This window comes from Pseudomonas solani (genome assembly GCF_026072635.1).
GTDB classification, from domain to species: Bacteria; Pseudomonadota; Gammaproteobacteria; order Pseudomonadales; family Pseudomonadaceae; genus Metapseudomonas; species Metapseudomonas solani.
This window is the reverse complement of the sequence record NZ_AP023081.1, coordinates 5,014,557-5,037,939: the sequence shown is the minus strand read 5'-3', so window position 1 is coordinate 5,037,939 and position 23,383 is coordinate 5,014,557. Positions and strand designations below refer to the sequence as shown.

At 62.6% G+C, this 23,383-nt stretch carries 22 protein-coding genes and 1 pseudogene; 17 read left to right on the top strand and 6 right to left on the bottom strand.

What is annotated here, in order from left to right; genetic code table 11:
- The first annotated feature begins 497 nt into the window (after positions 1-497).
- Genes PSm6_RS23035 through PSm6_RS23025 form a run of 3 tightly spaced genes read left to right on the top strand, consistent with a single transcriptional unit; the run spans position 498 to position 4,357 of the window.
- Entirely contained in the window at positions 498-1,439 is a 942-nt protein-coding gene (locus PSm6_RS23035; RefSeq protein WP_265168366.1) for a HamA C-terminal domain-containing protein, read from the top strand.
- Positions 1,436-4,039: a DEAD/DEAH box helicase gene (locus PSm6_RS23030; RefSeq protein ID WP_265168365.1), complete on the top strand. Its 2,604-nt coding sequence runs from the start codon at positions 1,436-1,438 to the stop codon at positions 4,037-4,039. The genes PSm6_RS23035 and PSm6_RS23030 overlap by 4 nt, the downstream gene beginning before the upstream one ends.
- Before the next feature lie 9 nt (positions 4,040-4,048).
- Positions 4,049-4,357, top strand: coding sequence for a DCL family protein (locus tag PSm6_RS23025; protein ID WP_307735017.1), 309 nt, complete (start codon positions 4,049-4,051; stop codon positions 4,355-4,357).
- Positions 4,358-4,501: 144 nt separating this feature from the next.
- On the opposite strand, the gene PSm6_RS23020 is transcribed toward PSm6_RS23025, so the two are convergent.
- On the bottom strand, positions 4,502-5,476 hold the full coding sequence (locus PSm6_RS23020) for a helix-turn-helix domain-containing protein (protein WP_265168364.1): 975 nt from the start codon (positions 5,474-5,476) through the stop codon (positions 4,502-4,504).
- A 262-nt stretch (positions 5,477-5,738) separates the two neighbouring features.
- On the opposite strand from PSm6_RS23020, the gene PSm6_RS23015 reads away from it, so the two are divergent.
- From PSm6_RS23015 to PSm6_RS22990, 6 genes are all read left to right on the top strand, one after another.
- Complete coding sequence (locus PSm6_RS23015; protein WP_021221744.1) at positions 5,739-6,272, top strand: 2,4'-dihydroxyacetophenone dioxygenase family protein; 534 nt, start codon at positions 5,739-5,741, stop codon at positions 6,270-6,272.
- A gap of 44 nt (positions 6,273-6,316) precedes the next feature.
- Positions 6,317-7,588: an MFS transporter gene (locus PSm6_RS23010; protein WP_265168363.1), complete on the top strand. Its 1,272-nt coding sequence runs from the start codon at positions 6,317-6,319 to the stop codon at positions 7,586-7,588.
- A complete protein-coding gene (locus PSm6_RS23005) occupies positions 7,588-8,646 on the top strand; it encodes a 2,3-butanediol dehydrogenase (protein ID WP_265168362.1) in 1,059 nt (352 codons plus the stop codon). Before PSm6_RS23010 ends, PSm6_RS23005 begins: the two co-directional genes overlap by 1 nt.
- Before the next feature lie 2 nt (positions 8,647-8,648).
- The gene (locus PSm6_RS23000) at positions 8,649-9,383 is read left to right on the top strand and encodes an SDR family NAD(P)-dependent oxidoreductase (protein ID WP_265168361.1); all 735 of its coding nucleotides are present in this window, start codon (positions 8,649-8,651) and stop codon (positions 9,381-9,383) included.
- A 107-nt stretch (positions 9,384-9,490) separates the two neighbouring features.
- Positions 9,491-10,792 carry a carbohydrate porin gene (locus PSm6_RS22995; protein WP_265168360.1) on the top strand — a complete coding sequence of 434 codons (1,302 nt, stop codon included), beginning with the start codon at positions 9,491-9,493 and terminating at the stop codon, positions 10,790-10,792.
- A gap of 17 nt (positions 10,793-10,809) precedes the next feature.
- Complete coding sequence (locus PSm6_RS22990) at positions 10,810-12,477, top strand: GMC family oxidoreductase (protein WP_265168359.1); 1,668 nt, start codon at positions 10,810-10,812, stop codon at positions 12,475-12,477.
- Between the two features lie 290 nt (positions 12,478-12,767).
- Here the strand turns inward: PSm6_RS22990 and PSm6_RS22985 are convergent, their stop codons facing one another.
- Positions 12,768-13,319 carry a TetR/AcrR family transcriptional regulator gene (locus PSm6_RS22985; protein ID WP_031288592.1) on the bottom strand — a complete coding sequence of 184 codons (552 nt, stop codon included), beginning with the start codon at positions 13,317-13,319 and terminating at the stop codon, positions 12,768-12,770.
- Between the two features lie 106 nt (positions 13,320-13,425).
- Here PSm6_RS22985 and PSm6_RS22980 point away from each other — a divergent pair, with 106 nt between their 5' ends.
- A complete protein-coding gene (locus PSm6_RS22980) occupies positions 13,426-14,361 on the top strand; it encodes an alpha/beta hydrolase (protein ID WP_021221736.1) in 936 nt (311 codons plus the stop codon).
- 101 nt (positions 14,362-14,462) lie between these two features.
- On the opposite strand, the gene PSm6_RS30605 is transcribed toward PSm6_RS22980, so the two are convergent.
- The 3 genes and pseudogenes from PSm6_RS30605 to PSm6_RS22970 form a co-directional block, all read right to left on the bottom strand.
- Positions 14,463-14,864 carry a methyl-accepting chemotaxis protein gene (locus tag PSm6_RS30605; protein ID WP_371877151.1) on the bottom strand — a complete coding sequence of 134 codons (402 nt, stop codon included), beginning with the start codon at positions 14,862-14,864 and terminating at the stop codon, positions 14,463-14,465.
- Positions 14,865-14,990: 126 nt separating this feature from the next.
- A pseudogene (locus PSm6_RS30600) lies at positions 14,991-15,893 on the bottom strand (PAS domain-containing protein); the annotation flags it as partial.
- Positions 15,894-16,183: 290 nt separating this feature from the next.
- Positions 16,184-16,522 carry a hypothetical protein gene (locus PSm6_RS22970; protein ID WP_169708479.1) on the bottom strand — a complete coding sequence of 113 codons (339 nt, stop codon included), beginning with the start codon at positions 16,520-16,522 and terminating at the stop codon, positions 16,184-16,186.
- Between the two features lie 365 nt (positions 16,523-16,887).
- Here PSm6_RS22970 and PSm6_RS22965 point away from each other — a divergent pair, with 365 nt between their 5' ends.
- Both PSm6_RS22965 and PSm6_RS22960 read left to right on the top strand, forming a co-directional pair.
- Positions 16,888-18,030, top strand: a complete 1,143-nt coding sequence (locus PSm6_RS22965; protein WP_265168357.1) for a hypothetical protein — start codon at positions 16,888-16,890, stop codon at positions 18,028-18,030.
- Positions 18,031-18,048: 18 nt separating this feature from the next.
- Positions 18,049-18,822, top strand: a complete 774-nt coding sequence (locus PSm6_RS22960) for a hypothetical protein (RefSeq protein WP_043246572.1) — start codon at positions 18,049-18,051, stop codon at positions 18,820-18,822.
- A 15-nt stretch (positions 18,823-18,837) separates the two neighbouring features.
- Here the strand turns inward: PSm6_RS22960 and PSm6_RS22955 are convergent, their stop codons facing one another.
- Positions 18,838-19,500, bottom strand: coding sequence for a hypothetical protein (locus PSm6_RS22955; RefSeq protein ID WP_021221731.1), 663 nt, complete (start codon positions 19,498-19,500; stop codon positions 18,838-18,840).
- Positions 19,501-20,248: 748 nt separating this feature from the next.
- Here PSm6_RS22955 and PSm6_RS22950 point away from each other — a divergent pair.
- From PSm6_RS22950 to PSm6_RS22930, 5 genes are read left to right on the top strand one after another with little or no spacing between them, the layout of a single operon-like run.
- Entirely contained in the window at positions 20,249-20,800 is a 552-nt protein-coding gene (locus PSm6_RS22950; RefSeq protein ID WP_043246994.1) for a chalcone isomerase family protein, read from the top strand.
- Positions 20,801-20,811: 11 nt separating this feature from the next.
- Entirely contained in the window at positions 20,812-21,348 is a 537-nt protein-coding gene (locus PSm6_RS22945) for a DUF3833 domain-containing protein (protein ID WP_043247011.1), read from the top strand.
- 30 nt (positions 21,349-21,378) lie between these two features.
- On the top strand, positions 21,379-21,684 hold the full coding sequence (locus PSm6_RS22940; protein WP_021220926.1) for a DUF6482 family protein: 306 nt from the start codon (positions 21,379-21,381) through the stop codon (positions 21,682-21,684).
- The gene (locus PSm6_RS22935; protein ID WP_371876959.1) at positions 21,678-23,222 is read left to right on the top strand and encodes a cryptochrome/photolyase family protein; all 1,545 of its coding nucleotides are present in this window, start codon (positions 21,678-21,680) and stop codon (positions 23,220-23,222) included. Before PSm6_RS22940 ends, PSm6_RS22935 begins: the two co-directional genes overlap by 7 nt.
- Positions 23,219-23,359, top strand: a complete 141-nt coding sequence (locus PSm6_RS22930) for a DUF2256 domain-containing protein (RefSeq protein ID WP_184491268.1) — start codon at positions 23,219-23,221, stop codon at positions 23,357-23,359. Before PSm6_RS22935 ends, PSm6_RS22930 begins: the two co-directional genes overlap by 4 nt.
- The last annotated feature ends 24 nt before the right edge of the window (positions 23,360-23,383 follow it).

Below are 23,383 nucleotides of genomic sequence, written 5' to 3'. Positions count from 1 at the left end.
GAGTGCGGGGCTGAGCGGTAGAGAACGAGAGGGGTGAATGCGTCGTGCATGGCGAAGCTCCAGTGAGATGGACCAAACCACCACCTGATCGCTGTCATTCGAATGGTGGCAGACCACGCGGGGTTGACAGACCGGACACTGGAGCCGGCAGACCACGAGGGCCTCCCCGCGCGATCTGCCATAAAACAGAGCAGTTATGAAAACTGCATGCGTGCTGATGCCTGCAAAAAACATTCGCCGTTTTTCGCATGCACCTCAGGGCGCATTCGCGCCAGTGTTCAGGCTGTCAAACCCGGCCACGGGACTTACCGTGGCGGGTGCAGGATAGGGATGAGGGGGCGGGAGGGCAAGGGCAGCTAACAGCCAGAATTAGACGTTTGAGCGTCTTGGAAGGCTTGGCCTATCCACTACAGTGGAAGCCGGTTACATTGTGATCTCGTTGTGCCATCTCGACGTAGTTGGCGTGAGCGATATGGAATGGAGGCCACTTATAGATCATGACCCCTGCCGATCTCGAATCAGCTCTGACAGGGAACCCAGAAGCACTTGAGGTTCACCTGACGCTCGTAGAGCGTGACGTTCACATTGACGGACATCTAGTTAAGGTTCACTGCCACTGCCTGTCAGTTGATGGAAATGGCCGTGTTCAACCGCACAGACTTGCAGAGTTCATGCGAAATGCGGTCGTTGATTATGCGATCCCGCGCTCGAAGCTCGCAGACGCAAAAGCGCGTGACAATAGGTTCAATAGTACCGAAGCAGTCGCCGACCTCATCGAGCAGGCAAAGCGCTCGTTTACTGATTTAGCGAACACAGGCGAGGGCGGAGAAATGCTGCTGTTCTTACTTGCAGAGCGTTTCCTGAAACTGCCCCAAATTCTTTGCAAGATGGATCTCAAGACAGACACACGCATGCACTACCATGGCGCGGATGGAGTGTATGCAGGAGTGACAGATAGCGGCACTTTAAAGCTCTACTGGGGTGAGTCAAAAGTCTACTCAGGCTCAAGCGATGCGATTCGCGACTGCCTCAAATCTCTCTCCCCCTTTCTAATCGAACCAGAGCACGAGGACGCTGGGAGAGAACGCGACCTAATACTCCTTAGCGACAAAGCCGACCTCAACAATCCAGCACTCACTGATGCACTCAAAAGGTACTTCGATAAGTCATCGGTTATGTCTAAACGGGTTCAATATTGCGGCGTGGCTCTTGTAGGCTTCGACGCCCCTTTCTACCCAAAAGGCGAAGCGAAGGCGGTGGCTGAGGATATCGTCGAAGCATCCCGTACAGCACTTATTGACTGGACTAAACATGTTGGCAAACGACTAAAAAAGGAAAAACTCAATCAGATAGAAATTGAGCTGTTCTGCATTCCCTTGCCTTCGGCTGAAGGCTTTCGCGCGGCATTTCTCAAAGCCATGGGAATCAAGGATCAATGAGCCTAGCTGACTTACAATCGTGGTTGCTTCAAGAGGGGGTTCGATATGACCTTGAGACGATCACTCGACTCACTGTACGTAAGGAGCTCGACAATCTGGCACCAGAAGCATCAGATCAACACTCATCTAGTATTGACTGGCCCAGATTATTGCTCGCTGGAAGCATTCTCGCGAAATCAGATCAAAGAGTCGATCAAGAAGCTGCGCTTCGAGTCGCAACCGCCGCAATTGCCTTAACAGACAATCAAGTGTTCAAAGACGCTGGCGCTGTCCTGATGGGTAAGCTTTCCAACTTTAGAGCAATTGCGTTAGCCACCAGTCGCGAACTGGTGAAGACCGATCTCAATGCGCGGCTTGGTATTGCATTGCGTCTTGAAGCTCACCGTCGTGAGATAGATCATTCAGTTCTTGTGCAATCAAGCGGTACTTGGCTTCAAGTAAACGATTTTCAGCAGCGCTTCTGGACAAATGCAACTGGAAATAGCTGGCTCTCGGCATCAGCACCGACCGCCTCTGGCAAGACGTTTCTTGTCCTTCAGTGGCTGATCGATCAAGTGTTAGCTGGTGAAAGCAGGGTGGTTGTCTATCTCGCACCAACCCGTGCGCTGGTCTCCGAAATTGAAACCAATCTCAAGGAACTCCTCGGTAGCACTGAGCTTATCGAGGTCTCATCTCTTCCCCTCAAAGATAAATATATAGCCGCACGAGAGGGTGGCCCACGAGTAATTCTCGTCTATACACAAGAGCGGATGCATCTTCTCGCTAACGTGCTGAGCGACGCATTTTTGGTTGATCTGCTTATTGTGGACGAAGCACATAAGATAGGTGACAACCAGCGTGGCGTTATTCTACAGGATGCAATAGAGCGAGCCACCCGTGCCAACCCAAAACTGAAAGCTGTTTTTATCAGCCCGGCGACCCAGAACCCAGGAGAGTTACTAACGGACGCACCAATGGGTGTAAAAACCACCACCGTCGACAGCAACTCTTCAACAGTTCTTCAAAATCTAATGGTCGCAACACAAGTACCGCGAAAATCGAAGCTTTGGGCGCTTACTCTTCGGCAGCAAGATTCAGAAATCCCCATTGGAACTCTTCAACTAGCGAGTACACCAGCCGGATTAAAGAAGCGTCTAGCATTCATCGCAGCAGCTGTTGGCGTTAGAGGCGGAACGCTCGTGTATGCAAATGGAGCTGGAGAAGCCGAGGAAGTAGCCGACTTAATCAGCCAGCTTATGACTAAGCCTGAGTGTATCGATATAGAACTCTCACAACTTGCTGAGCTTGCCCGCAAGGGGGTGCACCACGACTTCCGACTGGCACCACTTGTAGAGTGTGGCGTAGCATTCCATTACGGAAATATGCCGTCACTGCTCCGCTTGGAAATAGAGCGGCTGTTCCGGTCAGGTAAGATCCGCTTCCTAGTTTGCACATCCACTCTGATTGAGGGGGTAAATTTATCCTGTCGGACGATTGTGGTACGCGGACCTCGCAAGGGAAAAGGCCATCCGATGGAGCCACATGACTTCTGGAACTTAGCTGGCCGCGCAGGAAGGTGGGGTGATGAGTTTCAAGGGAATATCATTTGCATCGACCCAGAAGATAAGCAAGCTTGGCCTACCGGAGTGCCTAGTCGAGCACGTTATCCCATCAAGCGCGAAAGCGATGCGGTTATTGAGCTTGGCGATAACATGGCGAATTACCTCCTAAATCGCGGACTTCCTGAGCTCTCCAGCATTGAGGACAAAGATAAATTTGAGCAGGTCGGGGCGTATTTGCTCACAACTTTTATGCGGCTCGGTACTATTTCAGCAGCTAATCTCGCAAAACGTCATGACGCTGCTTCGATTGAAAAACTCGACCACGCCCTGGGATTATTAGCCGAACAGATTGAAATCAGCGTCGACCTAGCATCTCGACATCCAGGGGTAAGCGCGGTTGGCCTTCAGAAACTCCTCGAAGCTTTTCGAGCCTACCCCGGAGATGTGGAGAACCTACTCTTAGCAGAAGTCGCAAGTAACGACAGCTACGATCGATTCATAACAATAATGGGCAGAGTTAACGAACACTTATTTCTCGCCTTTACCCCAGACACCCGCATTAGATTGTATGCACTCATTATCATCAAGTGGCTAAAGGGTTATTCATTAGCCAGAATCATCCGCGACAGCATCGAGTGGCATCAAGGCGTGGGGAGAGCTTTTAAATTACCAGAATTAATTCGCAGCACCATGGAGCTTGTGGAACAGATCGCTAGATTTAGGGCCCCCAAGTATCTCTCGGCCTACATGGATGTATTATATTTACACCTTCGTGAAATTGGCCGCGAAGACCTTATCGATGATGGCCTGGATATCGGGACCCAGCTTGAATTTGGAATTTCCTCGACAACACTTCTTTCGCTAATGGAGCTTGGCCTTTCCCGTATGAGCGCTGTAACTTTGTACGAAAAAATTGCTCGCGATGACCTTAGCAGAGAAGAGTGCACAGCTTGGGTTCATGAACGCGCAAACCAACTCTACGCAATGGATATTCCGGCAATTATCATTCGCGAAGTGCGCGAGTGCCTTGCACTACCAGATGAAATAGAGAAGCAATAAAACCTTAGAATGGAGAGGCTACCTATGCCAGCGAAACCTATCACTCTCGGGCCCCGAAATTTTGCAAAGCGGGGAGATGCTATCGAATTCCTCAAAGAGATGCTCGGACGTTATGACTTAGGAGATCGAGTCAATTCCGAAGATGCCGTATTTTTAAGAGCAGCACTCGAGAATCATCCGGACTCTGCCAAGAAAATCGGTTGTGGCATTGCCGATTTCAGTGTTCGGAGCGCCGACTTTGGCACCCGATGCTTTTGGGTCAACCGCACAGATGGCTCGACAGAGAAATTCTCCATCACCGCGTCGATACGGGGCTAGTTACATGAATACATCTATATATTTTCTCTAGATTTAAGTTACTCGTGTTTTGTTATGCGCGTTTGGAAAAATACAAGCGCGCATAAATTACGCCAAAAAATGAATTGGGCGCATGATTCAACCTGTGATAGATCGATGGGCCGTCTATCCAACCTGCCCCACCTCCCCCCTCACCTCACTCGGCGTCCTCCCATACCTCGCCTTGAAGCTCCGCGCGAAATGCGCCTGGCTCGAATAGCCGTGCCTGTAAGCCACCTCGCTGATATCCAGGCCATTGGCCTGCGGGCTGCTGAGCAGGCGGTGGGCGAGTTCGAGGCGGCGTTCGGCGATGTAGCGGCTGGGTGAGCCGCCTTCCTGGGCGAACAGGCGGGTGAGGTGGCGCACGGAAATGCCGATGCCCTGGGCGACGCGCTCGCAGCTGAGGGCCGGGTCGCCCAGCTGTTCGGCGATCAGGCGTTTGGCGGCCAGTAGATAGGAGGCGCCCTGGGCGCTGACGCGGTGTTCGCCGGTGCTGCCGGCGATGATGCTGGAGAGCAGCTCCAGGGCGTCGTCTTCGAAGTGCTCAGCCTCGCGGTTGGTGGGGCGTTGGAAGAAGCCCTGGGTGCGCTCGCAGAGGGTGCGGGTGAGCAGGCGTTGCAGGCGGGTTTCCGCGCCCACTTTGAGTGGGCCGTCGAGGCGGCCGAGGCAGCGTTCGCCGAACAGGTCCTGGGGGATGTCGAAGATGAACTGGCGCATGGCGCCGGAAAAGCCGAACAGGTAGGGCTTGTCGGTGCGGTAGATGATCATCTCCCCCGGCTCCAGCAGGGTGCAGCCTTCGCCCTGGTAGAAGAACGAGCGGCTTTCCTGCACCAGGGAGACGAACACCGATTCCTTCGGCACCGAGCGGATCATCGAGCAGTCCCGCTCCACCACGTGCTGGTTGCCGCGCACCAGGGCCAGGCTCATGGCGCCCAGTTCGAGGTTGGATTGCGAGGCGGCGAGGCCGCCGTCGGCGTAGGAGGAGCATTTGAGGCCGACGAGGATGGAGGCGTTGTACTGCTCCCAGAACCTCAGGCGCTGGTCGACCGGGATGTCGCAGGTACTGGCTCGCCGGGTCTCGAGCAAGGCGGGTGTGGTCATTCTTATTGTTCTCGTGGGTCGCCGCGGATCGAACCCCCGGGCCAAACATCGGCAGCTCCCGGGGACCGGGCGTCGCGCATCCTCTGTGGGTGTGGGCGACGCCCGATCATTAACATCTGAACGCTGCCCGCCGTCAATCGCCCCCCGCCCGCTGCCCGGGCCCTGTCCGAAAAGCGCAAACAACAGGGCCGAGGCGATCAAACCCGCTGCCGCCGCGCCCTCTAGAGTCGGCCCCAGTCCATTACAACAACGAGACTGGAACATGGCCGAGCCTGCCCGCAACGAATTCTGGAAAGACCTGCAAGCCATCCCCAACTGCTTCAAGCCCGACGCCAAGCCCGAGGTTTATCTGCCCAACGCGGCGAGCGACGACCTGAGCCTGTACGTGCCCTTCACCGAGACGGTGTCCTCGCGCCCGCTGTGGATCTCGCCGAGCGAGAACCGCTGGTGCGACATCCTCATGGCCCGTAGCGCCGGCCTGGTGAACCGCCACTACCACCCCCACGAAGTGTTCGCCTACACCCTCTCCGGCAAGTGGGGCTACCTGGAGCACGACTGGACCGCCACCGCCGGCGACTTCGTCTACGAGACGCCCGGCGAGGGCCACACCCTGGTGGCCTATGAGCACGAGGAGCCCATGCGCGCCTTCTTCATCGTCAAGGGCCCGCTGATCTGGCTCGACGAGCGCGGTGAGCCGGAGGGCTACTTCGACGTGCACTCCTACATCGCCATGTGCCGCGAGCACTACGAGAAGATCGGCCTCGGCGCCGCCTACATCGACTCCCTGTTCCGCTGACCCCTTGCCCGGGGCGCCCGCACGGCGCCCCGGAGGAGAACGACATGGCGCCCACGACTTCCAACGCCCGGTATGAAAACGTACTGCTCGGCGTGCTCTTCCTCACCTTTGGCTTCGTATTCTTCGACCGCCTGGCACTGTCCTTCCTGTTTCCCTTCATGGCCGAGGAGCTGCAGCTCGGCAACCGCCACCTGGGCATGTTGTCGTCGGTGCTGGCCCTGGCCTGGGCGGTGTCCGGGGCCCTGGTGGGCCTCTGGTCCGACCGCAACGGCGTGCGCAAGCCGCTGCTGATCGCGGCGGTGATCCTCTTCTCGCTGTGCTCGGCGCTGTCCGGGCTGGTGGGCGGTTTCCTCAGCCTGCTGCTGTTCCGGGGCGTGATGGGACTGGCCGAAGGGCCGATCCTGCCGCTGTCGCAATCGCTGATGGTGGAGGCTTCATCGCCCCATCGGCGCGGCCTCAACATGGGGCTGCTGCAGGGCTCGGCCGCCGGCCTGCTCGGTGCGGTGATCGGCCCACCGGTGCTGATCGGCCTGGCCGAGGCCTTCGGCTGGCGCCACGCCTTCGTCATCTCGCTGCTGCCGGGGCTGCTGATCGCCTGGCTGATCTGGCGCTACGTGCGCCCCGACGACAGGGCACGCAAGCCCGACGCCAGCACGGCCGGCAACGGCGTCGGCCTCGGCGGCCGCCTGGCCCTGCTGAAGAGCCGCAATATCCTGCTGTGCACGCTGATCAGCTGCGTGTTCCTCACCTGGTTCATCGTGCTGATTTCCTTCACCCCCACCTTCCTGGTCAGCCAGCGCGGCTACAGCCCGGCGAGCATGGGCGGGATCATGAGCTGCCTGGGCGTGGCCTGGGTGTTCTGGGGCTTCGCCGTGGCGGCGATCTCCGACCGCATCGGCCGGCGCCCGACCCTGGTGCTGTTCTCCCTGGTGGCCGCCTGCTGCCCGCTGGCCCTGCTCTATGCACCCACGCCCTTCAGCCTCGGCGCGCTGATGCTGCTGACCTACACGGGCCTGGGCTGCTTCACCCTGTTCATGGCCACCATCCCGGCGGAGACGGTGCCGCGCGGCGTCATCGCCACCGCCCTGGGGCTGATCATGGGCATCGGCGAGCTGGTGGGCGGCTTCATCGCCCCGACCATCGCCGGCTTCGCGGCCGACCGCTACGGCCTCTCCATCGTCATGTGGATGAGCTGCGGCGGTGCCCTGCTGGCCGCCCTGCTCTCGCTGTTCCTCAAGGAAACCGCGCCCACGGTGCTGGCCCGCAAGGCCGGCCGCCCCCTCGCCGACACCGCCAACCTGCAAGGACACCCCTGATGAACGCATTGCGCTGGCATGGCGCCCGGGACCTGCGCCTGGACGCCCTCGACATCCCCCCGCCCGGCCCCGGCGAGGTGGAACTCAAGGTGGCCTATTGCGGCATCTGCGGCAGCGACCTGCACGAGTACCAGGACGGCCCGCACTCCATCCCCCAACAGCAGCCCCACCCGCTGTCCGGCTGCCGCGCACCGCTGACCCTGGGCCACGAGTTCAGTGGCGTGGTCACCGCGCTGGGCGCCGGGGTGCAGGGCTTCGCGGTGGGTGACCGGGTGGCGGTGGAGCCCATCTACCGCTGCGGTGATTGCCACTACTGCCGCGTGGGCCAGTACAACCTGTGCAGTTCCATGGGCTTTATCGGCCTGATGGGCGATGGCGGTTTCGCCGAGCGCGCCCGGGTGCCGGCCTACATGCTGCACCGCCTGCCGGCCAGCGTAAGCCTGCGCCAGGCCGCCGTGCTGGAGCCGGCCGCCGTGGCCCTACACGCCCTGCGCCAGAGCAGCCTGCAGCCCGGCGACCGCTGCGCGGTGTTCGGCCTCGGGCCCATCGGCCTGCTGCTGATCGCCCTCGCCCGGCTGCGCGGCGTCGAGCACATAGTCGCGGTGGACGTGGCCCCCGAGCGCCTGGCGCGGGCCCTGGAGTTCGGCGCCGAGCGCGTGCTCGACGCCCGCCAGGTGGACGTGGCGCAGCAGCTGCAGGCCAACGGTGGCGTGGATTGCGCCTTCGAGGCCGCCGGCACCCAGGCGACACTGGACGCGGCCCTGCACGGCCTGCGCAAGGGCGGCGAGGCGGTGCTGGTGGGCCTGATGGGCGAGGCGCGCTTCGACGCCTTCCACCTGGTCAATAACGAGCTGCGCATCACCAGCAGCGTCGGTTACCGCGACGTCTACCCAGAGCTGATCGCCCTGCTCGACAGCGGCCGCCTCGACCTGGGCCGCGCGGTGACCCGCTGCGTGCCGCTGGAGCGCGCCGTCAGCGATGGCTTCGAAGCCCTGCTGGCCGACAAGGCGCAGATCAAGGTGCTGGTCAATCCCAACCCCGAACTGGCGGAGGCCTGAACATGCACGCATCGACCTTCAACCCCGGGCTGTTCCGTGATCGCCAGGTGCTGGTCACCGGCGCCACCTCCGGCATCGGCGCCGCCATCGCCCTGCAGTTCGCCGAGCTGGGCGCCTCGGTGCTGGCCCTCGGGCTTAACGCCGATGGCGCGCTCACCCCGCGCCACCCGCTGGTGCGCCCGCAGGAGCTGGACGTAAGCGACGCCGCCGCGCTGGAGGCGGCCATCCAGGCCCTGCCCCGGCTGGATGTGCTGGTCAACTGCGCCGGCATCAGCCGCGACCGCGAGGAATACCAGCCGGCCTGCTTCGAGCGCGTGCTGCTGATCAACCTCGTCGCTGCGATGCGCGCCAGCCAGTGCGCCCGCGAGCTACTGGCCCGCCAGGGCGGCAGCATCGTCAACATCGCCTCGATGTTCAGCACCTTCGGTTCGGCCGACCGCCCCGCCTACAGCGCCAGCAAGGGCGCCATCGTGCAGCTGAGCAAGTCGCTGGCCATCGAGTACGCGGCCCTCGGCATCCGCGTCAACGCCATCGCCCCCGGCTGGATCGACACGCCCCTGGGCGCCGGCCTCAAGGCGGATGCGCAAGCCACCCGGCGGATCATGCAGCGCACGCCGCTGGAGCGCTGGGGCGAACCGGCCGAGGTGGCCGCCGCCGTGGCCTTCCTCTGCAGCCCGGCGGCCAGCTTCATCACCGGCGCCGTGCTCGCCGTGGATGGCGGCTACCTCTGCACCTGAAGCCCTGACCCAACCCGAAAACGCCCACCCCGGAGCCCGCGCCTGGGCGGGGCCCTGCTGCCCAAAACAACCGCGCCTTAACAACAACAAGAAAGGACCGCCCAACCATGAACCGCACCCTGGCCCGCAACGCCTTGCTCCTGAGCCTGCCCCTGCTGCCCCTGCCCGGCCTCGCCGACGAGGCCCCCGGCCCGCTGGCGGAGCTGGGCAGCCAGCTCGCCGAACACGGCATCAAGACCCACGCGGTATTCCTCAGCCTGGCCGTGAAGAACCTCGACACCGGCCCGCGCCCGCACAGTTTCGGCAACAGCGGCGACCTGTTCCTCGGCGCCGATCTGGACCTGGGCAAAATGGCCGGCCTGGACGGCGCCGCCCTGCACATCGAGCAGACCCAGTTCATCCTCGACCGCAACACCGGCCAGCCCACCTCGGGTGCCTGGCAGGGCGCCGTCGGCAGCTACTTCGGCGGCGCGCCGATCCACAACGACATCGGCGCCAGCCAGCTGAGCCTGCTGACCTGGGAGCAGCAGTGGCTCGACGGCAACCTGGAAACCCACCTGGGCCGCACCAACGCGCGCCGCTATTTCTTCATCTACAACTGCGAGAGCCAGGTCACCTGCAACGACCCGGTGATCGACGCCTCCACCGGCGTGCTGCCGCCGCCCTACGGCGCCTGGGGCGGCTACCTGAAGTACCGCCTGACGCCGGACCTCTACCTGCACGCCGGGGCCTTCGAATCCAACCCCGTGGACTACCTGAAGAAGCGCCACGGGCTGGACTTCAGCACCACCGACGCCAGCGGTACCAGCCTGCTCTACGGCATCGGCCGCCGCGAAGGCGCCGAGCGCAACCCCTACAGCTCCCACTACGAGCTCAACGGCTACCACAACACCTCAAAACAGACCGACCCGCTCACCGGCGCCAGCGAGCACGGCAGCAGCGGCGCCTTCTTCAAGTTCCAGCAAACGGTGTGGCGCGCCGACGGTGGCCAGGGTGATGCACCCCAGGCGGCGCAGCTGTTCGGCTCGCTGTCGGCCGCCGCCGACGACAAGCAGCCCTTCCGCCACTTCGCCGAGGCCGGCATCAGTTGGCTCGCGCCCTTCGAGCGCCCCGGCGACAAACTCAACCTCAAGGCCAGCTACCTGCGCCTCAACCCGCACCAGCTGGAGTTCCAGCGCCAGAGCCGCATCGCCGCCGGCGGCGACCCGAGCCAGGGCTCGCGGGATGTCTACGCACTGGAAGGCAACGGCCACTTCGCCCTCACCCGCCACCTCGCCCTGGAACCCAGCGTCCAGTACCTCTTCAACCCGGACAACTACTACAACCCCGGCGCCACCGAGATCAGTGGCGACGGCTTCGTCGTCGCCCTGCAGCTGACCCTGGACGTCGGCTCGCTGCTGGGCCTGTGAACCGCAAGGAATCCGCCATGACCTCACCCCGTCGCTTCGACTACATCATCAATGGTGCCGGCTCGGCCGGCTGCGTGCTGGCCAACCGGCTCTCCGCCGACCCGGGCCTCTCGGTCTGCCTGATCGAGGCCGGCCCCAGCGACCGCAGCCTGTTCCCCGGTAGCTACATCCGCACGCCGGCGGGCATCATCCGCCTCATCGCCAACCCGAAATGGAACTGGATGCACCGCTTCAGCCACGCCACCGGTAGCGGCGAGGTGGAAGTGCCCTGCCCGCGCGGCCGCGTGTGGGGCGGCTCCAGCGCCATCAACGGGATGATCTACATCCGTGGCCACCGCCACGACTACGACCAGTGGGCCGCCCAGGGCAACCGCGGCTGGAGCTACGACGAGGTGCTGCCCTACTTCCGCCGCTCGGAGCACTTCGAGCCCGGTCCCTCGCCCTGGCACGGCCAGGGCGGTGAACTCAACGTCGCCGAGCTGCGCAGCCCCAGTGCGGTGAATGCGGTGTTCTACCAGGCCGGCGAAGAACTCGGCTGGCGCTACAACGCCGACTTCAACGGCAGTGATCAGGAAGGCATCGGCCCCTTCCACGTCACCCAGATCAACGGCGAACGCTGCAGCGCCGCGCGGGCCTTTCTCCACCCGGTGCTGACGCGTCCCAACCTGCAGGTGCTCAGCGGCGCCCTCACCCACCGCGTGCTGCTGCAGGGCGACCGCGCGGTGGGCGTGGAAGTGAGCCAGGGCGAGGAATTGCTGCAGCTGTTCGCCGAGCGCGAGGTGATCCTCAGCGCCGGCAGCATCAACTCGCCGCAGCTGTTGATGCTCTCCGGCATCGGCCCGGCGGTGGAGCTGGCGCGCCACGGCATCGCCCTGCGCCACGAGCTGCCCGGCGTGGGCCAAAACCTGCAGGACCACCAGGACGTGGTGCTCATGTACCGCAGCGACGCTGCCCTGGGCTACGGCCTCTCCCCGCGCGGACTCTGGCCGCTGCTGCGCTCGCCCTGGCAGTACCTGGCCGGCCGGCGCGGCCCGCTCACCTCCAACACCGTGGAAGCCGGCGGCTTCCTGCGGCTCGACCCGGCCGCGCCGACTCCGGAGCTGGGCCTGATCGTCGCCCCGGCACTGAAGAACCAGCCGCAACGGCCGGTGCCCTTCGGCCACGGCATCAGCCTGCACGTGGCGGTGATGCACCCGCAGAGCCGCGGCGAAGTACGCCTGAACTCGCCGGACCCGCGCGACAAGCCGCACCTGGCCGCCAACTTCCTCAGCCACCCCGAAGACCTGCGCAAACTGGTGGAAGGCGTGCGCCTGGTACGCCGCCTGGCCGGCACCGCCGCCTTCCGCCAGCACCTGCGCGGCGAGCTGGTGCCCGGCAAAGCCATCGACAGCCAGGCGCAGATCGAGCAATGGATACGCCACAACCTCGGCACCGTGTTCCACCCCGTCGGCACCTGCAAGATGGGCCACGACCCGCTGGCCGTGGTCGACGACCAGCTGCGCGTGCACGGCATCGACGGCCTGCGCGTGGTGGACGCCTCGATCATGCCCACCCTGATCACCGGCAACACCAACGCCCCGGCGATGATGATCGCGGAGAAGGCGGCGGAGATGATTCTGGGTACGGCACGCAAGGCGCCTGATTCGCAACCCAATGACGTCGCCCTGCCCGCGCTCACTTCCTAGGGTGCTCGGCAGGTAGGGGTGACTTCAGTCGCCAAGCAGGCCGCAGGTCTGCCACTCGGTATCACAGGGGGATGCTGCGCATCCCTTGGCGACTGAAGTCGCCCGTACAGCGCTCCTTCGTTAGCCGGCGCCCTTCGAGCACCTATGCCACGCGTTCTTCCTGCTGGGTTAACAATTCGAGATGAACCAGATCGCGAGCTTGCCTCGCCCAGCGCCAATGGATCGCGGCGTCCATCACGTACAGGAGAGAGAACAGGGCAGCCATCATCTTGACGAGCGCGGGCTTTGTATCAGGCCAGGTCTGTAAAGGAGTGTTGGGAAAACCATTCGAGAATATCGTCACGCTGCTGCTCGGTGTGCGGATGTGCCAGGAGGCCTTCTACGAGAAACGTTGCTACCGTAGCCAACATCCTGGCTCGCCCTTCACTGACGCCTTTGGCTTTCAACGCGCGGACCACTGTAGTTTCTAGAATTCGGTGAAATCCCTCATGCCAATCCTGAATCACTGCGGATTGGCCAAGTTTGCCGTGAACCGTATTTACCAGCGCTCGGCTTTGTTCAAATTCCTGTAACGCCCAGGCAATCTGGTCCTTCAGGGGTAATCCCACTATCGAGGGCAGCCGCTTTAGACTGTCCGACACCAGGCGGTTGAGCACCCCAACCAGAAGTTCGTCTTTGCTGCCGTAGTACCAGTAGAGGGTATTAGGGGTCACTCCCAGCTCTTGGGCAATTCGACTCATGGAGGTAGCGTCGTAGCCACATGTGATGAACAGCTTGGCGGCGGTTTCTTCCAGCTCCCCTCTTTTCACATCCAGATCAATGTCACGCTTATTCTTGGCCATGCTGCCAACTCCCACTGTCGCCCGGGCCATTCTTGAATTGCATTCAAGAGGAGTAGATTTATCTCTTGAATGCCATCCAAGATAATTCTGCCTCTGGAGCTGCGCCATGGAAAAACTGAGACATAACCCTGAAGACCTTACGTGCCAAAGCGAACGAACAGGCTTCTATTCGGAGGGTACTTGGTGCGCAGCCACGCTGCATTGGCCGGCAAACACCAACAAACACGCCAGGCCGGCCATTCTCATGGTGCACGGATGGGGAGGCATCCAGAACGCACTGACGGTGCCATTCTATGAAGAGTTCACGCGCGCCGGGTATGCGGTCATGACGTTCGACTACCGCAGTTGGGGTGAGAGCGCTGGGCTTCCTCGGCAGACCATTTCGGCTCGTCAGCGCATGCAAGACGCCGATGCAGCGCTCGCCTTCTTGAAATCCCATCCACGCATTGACCCAACCAAAATCGTCGTTTGGGGCTCTTCTTTCGGCGGTGGCCATGCGGTGGAGCTAGCAGCAGATCATCCAGAACTGGCAGGTGTGATCGCCCAGGTCCCCATGTTGGACGGCATGGCTACGGTATTGGCGCTACCTGCCCCCCGCCTGATGAAATTCGCTGTTTACTGTTTGTCCGATCTGATCAAACCCGGGCGGCCCATTTATATTCCGGTTGTCAGCGAACCTGGGGCGTTTTCTTCGATGGATAGAGATGACGCCCATACGGCACTGCAACTCGCTGAGCGCAGCTTGAGGCGCAAGTACGACAATCGTGTCGCTGCGCGCTCCCTGATCACAATGGGTCCCTATCGCCCGCTCAAACGATTGAAGGAAATTCAGGTTCCCACGTTATTGCTGGGAGCAACGGAGGACACAGTCGCCCCCTTCGTAGAGCCCGCAATTAACAAAGTGAAAAATCCTTACATCACCGTAGAAACGATCAAAGCCAACCATTTCCAACCTTACTTTGAGCCTTTCTTCAGCGAGGTTATATCCAAGGAACTGGAGTTTCTGAAGGGCCTGCATCACGCGACGGCCCTGGTCTCGTAGACACCCTCAAGCCTCAACAGAGGCCACCAGCCACTGCGAAATAATCCGTTCTTGGCCAATAGCGGCCCTTCAAAAAAACTGGCCCGGTGCCGGGGTCGACGTTACTTGAAGAGCGCCGAAACCACCTTGGCGACGTGTTCGGCGCCCCGGCTTATCTCGCCCATGATGGTGGCGACGGTGGAGATCTGCGCGTTGTTGTCCTTGGCGCTGGCTTCGATCTTCTTCATGTAGTCGTCGATCTGCTGGGTCATCTTCACGTTCTCGGTGACCACGCTCTTGATCTCGACGGTGGCGCCGCTGGTGCGCCCGGCCAGTTGCCGCACTTCGTCGGCCACCACGGCGAAACCGCGCCCCATGTCCCCTGCCCGCGCCGCTTCGATGGCGGCATTGAGGGCCAGCAGGTTGGTCTGCTCGGCGACGCCCTGGATGGTAGTGACGATGTTCTCGATGTCCTTGGCCTGAAGATTCAGCTTGGAGATGAGGTCCACAGCGGTGTTCACCATGGTCAGGGTGGTGGCGGAGATCACCACCGACTGATCGAGCGAGTCCATGCCCCGGTTGGAGATCTGCGCAGTCTCCTCGGCGGTGGAGAAGGACAGTTCGGCGGCACGCCGGACCTCTTCGTTGCGGCGCACCTGTTCGGTGACGTCGATGGCGAACTTGACCACCTTGAACACGGTGCCGGACTCGTCCTTCACCGGGTTGTAGCTGGCCTCGATGTGCACGGTGTTGCCGGAGGCGGTCTTGCGCTCGAAGTGGCCGCGATAGAAGTTGCCGGCCTTGAGGTTGGCCCAGAAGTCGGGGTTCTCCTTGTAGAACGTGTCGAGGCACAGCATGCGGTGGTGGCGGCCCTTGAGGCTGCCGAGGCTGTAGCCCATCAGGTGCAGGAAGTTGTCGTTGGCGTCGATGATCTCGCCGTCGGGGGTGAACTCGATCATCGCCATGGAGCGGCGCAGCGCGTCGCTCAGCGCGGCCAGCACCAGCAGGTCGGAGTGTTTCTGGGTGACGTCGCTGGCGATCTTGAGGACCTCAGTCACGCGGCCGGACTCATCCTTGACCGGGAAGTAGGTCGCCTCCAGCCAGATCACCGAGCCGTTCTTGGCGATGCGCTTGAACACCCCGCGCTGGGAAATGCCGTTGGCCAGGGATGCCCAGAAACGCTCATAGGCGCTGGAACTGCGGAAGCTGTCCTCGCAGAAGATGCGGTGGTGCTTGCCGACAATCTCCTGCTCGGTGTAGCCGACCACCTGGAGGAACAGGGGGTTGGCAGTGATGATCTCGCCCTGTGGGGTGAAGCAGATGGACGCGACGTTGTCCTCGACGGCACGCAGCCGCTGGAGGTTTTCTTCGTCCTGGGGGTCTTGATGGCAGGGCTGACTCGGCTCTTTCTGAACAGCATGATGAGCTCCTCGCGGTATGGGGTCGGAACGTTTTGCCCTTACTGCCCACAGTAGTCGTCCGGTAGCCGGAGCGGCCTTCCTCAGAGTAGCCAAGCCAAACGGAATGAGAAGCTGATGCAACCCCAAACCCATCGGCTTGGGGTTGTCTTCAGTTCCGCTTCATCTTGCTGTGATCCGGACTCAATGGTTATCGGCACTTCCCTATTTTCTGTAGGGAAATCCTTAGCAGCCAAAATGCCGCTGCGCTTGATGAATGCACAAGGCAGAGGGTCGAGGGCCGCAAACTCCCCATCTGAAGCCTCCCGTACGTTCGGGTCAGCCGAATGACAGGCCCCGAGATGGGCGAGGCGCCAGCAGCAAGGCCAGGCAGAACCCGACGAACGGCACCGCCGCCCCTATGAGCAGGGTCGAGGCGTAACCGCTCAGCGAGAAGGCGCAGAGGCTGGCTGCCAGCACAGGGCAAGCCCCCAGAGCAGGCCGGCCCGCCCGTACCGGCCCAGACGGCGGGCCAGGAAGTGGGCGATAAGCCGCCCGATGATCGAAGCAATGACGAGCGCCTGCTCGACGCCCAGGATGGCGATGCCGGCCAGGAAGGCGGGCCCCTCGGTCGCCTCCCGCTCCACGGCCCAGAAGAACCAGGCGACCTGCGCCCCGTAGAGCACGACCACCCCGGCCAGGGCCGCCAGGAATGCTCGCCATCCAGGGAGCAGCGCGGGCAGCGTGCCCACCAGCAGCATCCCGATCAATGCCATGCCGTGCATGGTGCCAACCTCCTTGTGTGGATCATCCTCGACGCCCGACGAGGCGGCTCCCTGCCTGCGGATGGGCATACCCAGGGCGCCATCATCGACGGGGCGCGCGCCAGGTCAATCCCCGGGATGAGTTCCTGTCGAAGGGTTCGCAGACGGGAGGCGCACGGTTCACCTACGGTCACCCTCGGCGTATCCCAGCACCCTTTCACAGATCCGTGCCGCCTCGATTTCCAACCTGCGTTCGCAGTGGCACTATCGGCCAGCTGCATGGAAATGGATGTCGCCATGCGCGCTCGCCTGCCGAGGCGCTCTACCCGATATCCCACGCGCTCACGTTCACCTGACCCGCTCGGTTGCCGAGATAAGGACATCTCATGAACACCCTCGCACTGCTTACCGACATCCTGCGAAAAACCAAGGCCTTCTCCGGCCGGGTGCCCAACAGCGCAAAGGACAAGGCCACTATCGTGGGGATATTCCGCGAGCTGATTCCGGCGAACGTTGCCTCGCTGGACCCCGACGTGATCGATGAGCCGCAAGACTACGAAGTGCTACTCGCTCGCCTGGCGGCCATCAGCAATGGCGACCTGGCGCCGGAGGACGTGCAGATCAATGCCGGCCGCACCGGCAAGCTCACCCTGACCTTCACCCAGCAGCAGGAAACCCACTCGCTGAAGTTCACCCACGAGGGCGGCACCTACATCGATCAGAGCTTTCTCGATGCGCTGCACAAGCACTGCAAGAAAAAGCTTCCCGGCACCTTTCTCTTCACCTCGGAAGCGGAAAGCATCGAGGCGGTGTATTTACCCTTGAAGGCATTCAAGCGGGTGAACAACGAACTGCTCAGCACGCAAAGCACCGATGCCCTGGCCACGCTGATCCAGGCAGGCAATGTCTTCTCCATCGACTGGGACAGCATTCCGTACGACGTGGTGGAAGGGTTCACCCGGGACGGCGAGACCCTGATCACCGCCTTGATCAAAGCACCGTTCGCCGAGAAGCCCGGCAACTGGGGCGCTACCCGTCGCATCGAGATTCTCGAAGGGCTCCAGGGCATGGCGAATGTCTTCCGGGCCAATGCCCACGGCGAGACGCCCCGCGAAATTGCACTGGCCAAGGGCTGGGATCACCTGGTGCCGGAACTCAGTGGCTGGCCCGTGAACACCGTACCCGTCACGACTATCCGCGAGCGGGCTGGCAAGGGGCACACCTGCTTCGAGGATGACCTCAAGAAAGCCTTCGAACGGCTGGACACAAAGGGCCTGTTCGAATCGATTCACTTCGACCCGAACAACCCCTTCCAGCACCTCCATATCTCCCACACACCCGACTTCATCTATGGCGAAGACACGCTGCTCGTCTCCCGCTATCGATTTGGCGGCGCCGTGGTCGGCTATCGCGTTTTCAGCCAGAAGCTCGGTGAAAACGGCTGGTCGCTAAGCCGATTCGTGCCATTGGGCGAGGTCGATCAGCTGTGTGAAGTGATCGAGCGCTACTGCACACACTCCTTGGTCTAAAGAGAACGGATATCTCCCATGCAACGCATTGCAATCGCTGCACTCTCAGCCCTGATCTCGATGACGGCGGTCGCAGGCACCCTCGAAAGCGAACTTCAAAAGAACGGCCTGGTAGCCCAGGCCATACCGAAAAGCGGCATCACCGAGAAAGTACTGGACCTTGGCTCTTATCAGGTTACTGCCGACGGTGGCGGGCTCCTCATCAGTCACGATGAGCAGAGCCTGGAGCGGCCCCTGACCGAGTTGCAGGTCGATGGCGTGAAGATCATGGGCACGGACCATGGTGAATGGGGAGGTGAGCTGACCGTCACCTCGCAGGATGGAACGACCAGAACCTTGCTGAAGGAAAATGTCGTCAGCATCCAGAAAGTCGACGGCTCGATCTTCGTGTTTACCGGGCTCAGCCACATGGGGATCAACGTTGGCGCCATGTACGAGCTGACGGATATCGCAAGCGAACCGAAGTTGGCCAGGTTCACCCTGCTTCCCTCCGCCCCGGAGAAGATCCTTTTTGAAAAAGGCGTTGCCTACATCCTGACCTTCGACAGCCTTATTGCCGTAAACCCATCCCCTGAGCAGGCGTCGATGGAAATCATTGCCTACAAAGCGCCCTGGTCGCGCTTTGCGCCCAATAGCCTGGTCAAGCGAGGCGACACCTTTGTAGTGGGTATGTATGCAGGCGTTACGGTGGTTAACACCAGCCGGTTTGGAATTCAGGACGTGAGGTTCTATGGGCCGCAGGGGGCAGAAGAACTGCTCAAACCGGAGACGATCAATCATCGCCTCCGCTGAGCCGCAACCCTCGGCTCACTGCGCCCGGACGTAAACCCCATCGAAGCTCACATTCATGCCGCCGCAATTGTTGTTGTCATCGACGATCAGGAAGCGGCCGATACGGGTGTACTCGACAGCGCAGTCGTACTTGCCGTCGCCGTCCTTGGTCATGGCGTAGCGGCCTTTGGGCTTGAAGGTGCCGTCGATCTGCCCGATGTGGGTACTGGCGCCGCTGCCCCAGGTCGAATCACCGGTCACGTGCAGGCCCGGCCCCTGCTCTTGCTGCTCGATGGTGAGGGTGCTGGCCCAGGCCTTCCAGGTGCCCAGCCAATCGCTGGTTTCCGGCAAGGGGTCAGCGGCTGGAGCGAGGTTCACCAACTCGATCCAGCCCACGGTTTCGCGCTTCTTGCCCTGGTACCAGGCACAGGCCCAACCGCCTTCGATCTTGTTGACCAGCACCTCATCGCCCTCGATGAGGTACGCCTTCTGCTGGCAGCCCTCGGATTCGGGGCAGCGCTCGTCGTCCTTGAAGAAGTGCGTCTGGTGCTTGTTCACGACCTTGTACAGCTGGCTGAACTTGCCCTCGGAGGGGAAATAGCCATTTCGGCAGCTGAAGGGTTCGCTGTCCTCTGCGTGGCTGGGCAGGCAGATCAGCGCCAGGGCGCTGGTGAGAAGAAAGGGAGTGATCTTGTGCATGAAGGGCCGGTCCTTGCCACTGTGACCGCTGCGGGGCGACGGGCCCGGCGGCGAAGAGGGAGCGGGAATCTAGCGACGTGCGCCCGCGAGGGTCAACTCGTACATCTGTACTAAGCGTGATCCGGTGATCACTTCGCACCGTTGCCGCTCTTCGTAGGGTGGATGGCGCTCTTTTCATCCACCATCGGAGTCCCGTCCGGCACCGTCTGGTGGACATGAAGAGCGATGTCCAGCCTACACACGGACCCGCTCCGTGCTGGCTCGTGCGGCACTCCGTAGGGCGGGTGAAACCCGCGAGTCCCCTGCCCCACAGCTGTCGGGTTGCACCCGACCTACAGGCTGCCCTTCGTAGGGTGGATGGCGCTTTTTTCATCCACCATCGGAGTCCCGTCCAGCACCGCACTGTGGACATGAAGAGCGATGTCCACCCTACACATGGACCCCGCTCCGTGCTGGCTGTTACGGCACTTCGTAGGGCGGGTGAAACCCGCGAGTCCCTGCCCCACAGCTGTCGGGTTGCACCCGACCTACAGGCGGCTCTTCGTAGGGTGGATGGCGCTCTTCTCATCCACCAGCGGAGTCCCGTCCGGCACCGTTTGGTGGACATGAAGAGCGATGTCCCCCCACACACGGGCCTACTCCGTGCAGGCTGTTGCACCGTCGCCGCTCGATAAATCTATACAGATACTTATACAACGCTAATATTTGTATAATTTTATCACCCACCCACAGACCGGGAGAGACCACCATGGGCCTGGCGATATCCCCCGCTTCGGCGCTACGCCGTGCCGTCCTGCTATGCCTGCTTCTGATAGCCGCGCCGTGCTGGGCCGACTGGCGGGGCGAGCTTCCCAAGGCCGAGCTGGTCGGCCAGGGCGATTTCACCTGGTTCGGCCTGCGGGTGTACCAGGCCCGCCTGTGGAGCCCGGCGGCGCCCATCGACTGGGAGCAGCCCTTCGCCCTGGAGCTCATCTACAGCCGCGAGCTGTCGCGAGACACCCTGGTGCAGGCCAGCCTGGACGAGATGCGCCGCCTGGGCGGTTCCTCGCTGGACGAGGCGCGCCTGGCGGCCTGGGACGGCGAGATGCGCCAGGCCTTCGTCGATGTGCAGCCGGGCCAGCGCATCACCGGCCTCTACCTGCCGGGCCGGGGAAGCCGCTTCTACGTCGACGGCCAGTTCCGCCACGCGGTGGCCGATGCCGATTTCGCCCAGGCGTTCTTCGCCATCTGGCTGGATGCCCGTACCCGTAATCCCGAGCTGCGCCGCGAGCTGCTCGGGCTCAATGAAACAAACCAATGAGGAGGCCGATGATGCGTGCCGTAATAGGGTTGCTGTGCTGCCTGCTGCTCGCCGGGTGCGGCGGTGTGGAGGTCGATCATTACGCCAAGGAGCGCCCGCAGCTGGACCTGCCGGGGTTCTTCTCCAGGCCGGTACAGGCCTGGGGCATCTTCCAGAACCGCGAGGGCGAGGTGGTCAAGCGCTTCAAGGTGGACATCACCAGCCGCCGCGAGGGCGAGCGGCTGATTCTCGACGAACGCTTCCTCTACAGCGACGGGACCCGCCAGCAGCGGGTGTGGACCCTGCAACCGCTGGGTGATGGACGCTGGCGCGGCCGCGCGGCGGACGTGATCGGTGAAGCGGATGGCGAGGTGGCGGGCAACGCCCTGCGCTGGCGCTACACGCTGAACCTGGAGGTGGACGGCTCGACCTGGGAAGTGGACTTCGACGACTGGATGTACCTGATGGACGAGGACACCCTGATCAACCGCTCGAGCATGAGCAAGCTCGGCGTCGAACTGGGCCAGGTGACCCTGTTCTTCCGCCGCGACTCCGCATTGCAACACTGACTGACCGGGCGTGAGCCGGAGGACTGGGCGATGAATCTCCAACAACTTGGCGAAGCCGCACTGGCGGGCCGTATCGAAGGGCTCGACGTGGTGTCCCTGGAGGGCGGCTTCTACATCCTCCAGGCGCGCCTCGCTTCGGGCCTCGAAGGGGTGCTGGACGAGCAGGGCAAGGTCTTGCGCCTGCGCTCGACGACTCAGCTCCGCGACCTGCTGCAGGGTTTGCCACGGCTGCCTTGCGAGCTGGTGCAACATTGCGTCCATGACGAGATGTGCGGCGCCCGCGAGGGCCCGCTGGAACCGCTGCGCCTGCCCCTGTCGCTGGACTCGCAATGGTGAACGGCCACGTTCGCCGGCTCGGCCTGGTGCTGGGCGACCAGCTCAGCTTCGACCTTTCGCTGTTCGCGGCCCTCGACCCGGCCCGCGACGCGGTGCTGATGGCGGAGGTCAACGAAGAGGCGAGCTACGTGCCGCACCACCCACACAAGATCGTGCTGGTCTTCAGCGCCATGCGCCACTTCGCGGCGGCACTGGAGCAGCGTGGCTGGCGGGTGATCTACACCCGGCTCGACGCACCCGACAACAGCGGCAGCCTGGCGGGCGAGCTGCGCCGCTGGCACGCCGCCCTGGGCGAGCCGGAGCTGCACCTGACCGAGTGCGGCGAATGGCGCGTGGAAGAGGCGCTGCGCGCCACCGGGTTGCCGCTGAACTGGCACGCCGACAGCCGCTTCCTCTGCTCCCGCGAGGCGTTCGCGCGCTGGGCGGGTGAGCGCAAGCAACTGCGCATGGAGCTGTTCTACCGCGAGATGCGCAAGCGCAGCGGCCTGCTGCTGGAGCCGGACGGCCAGCCGCTGGGGGGCAGCTGGAACTTCGACGCCGACAATCGCAAGGCGCTGCCCAAGGGCGTGCGCGGCCCCTTTCCCGCGCGCTTCGGCCAGGACGCCATCACCCGCGAGGTGGTGGCTCTGGTGGGCGAGCGCTTCGCCCACCATTACGGGCGCCTGGAGGGCTTCGACTACCCGGTGACCCACGCCGAGGCCCAGGCGCTCTGGCAGCACTTCCTGGCGTTCGCCCTGCCCGCCTTCGGCGACTACCAGGACGCCATGGCCGAAGGCGAGCCCTACCTCTTCCACGCGCGTATCAGCGCCGCCCTGAACATCGGCCTGCTGGACCTGCGCCAGCTCTGCGCCGACGTGGAGAATGCCCACCGCCAGGGCCAGGTGCCGCTCAACGCGGCGGAAGGCTTCATCCGCCAGCTGATCGGCTGGCGCGAGTACGTGCGCGGCATCTACTGGCTGCGCATGCCGGATTACGCCAAGCTCAACGTCTTCGGCAACAGCCGGCCGCTGCCGGCGTTCTACTGGACCGGCCGCACCGAGATGCGCTGCATGGCCCAGGCCATCGGCCAGACCCTGGAGCTGGGCTATGCGCACCACATCCAGCGGCTGATGGTGACCGGCAACTTCGCCCTGCTCGCCGGCATCGCCCCCGCGGCCATCTGCGAGTGGTACCTGGCGGTCTACCTGGACGCCTTCGAGTGGGTGGAGCTGCCCAACACCCTGGGCATGGTGATGCACGCCGACGGTGGCTACCTCGGCTCCAAGCCCTATTGCGCCAGCGGCCGCTACATCCAGCGCATGTCCGACCATTGCGCGGCGTGCCGCTACCGCGTGGACCGTGCCACCGAGGAGGACGCCTGCCCGTTCAACGCGCTCTACTGGCACTTCCTGATGCGCCACAGCGAGCGCCTGGGCCGCAACCCGCGCCTGGCCATGCCCTATCGCAACCTGCAGCGCATGGACCAGGCCCGCGTCGATGCGCTCTGGGAGCGCGGCGAATGGCTGCTGGCACGACTGGATGCCGGCGAGGCGCTGTGAAGAAGGCCCACCTGCCGCAAAAGACCTGCGCGGTGTGCGGCCGACCCTTCGCCTGGCGCCGCCGCTGGGCGCACTGCTGGGACGAGGTGCGTTACTGCTCCGAGCGCTGCCGTCGCCAGCGCCACGCGGCTCAGTAAAGGTGGGCAGCCGCCCCGCTCTCC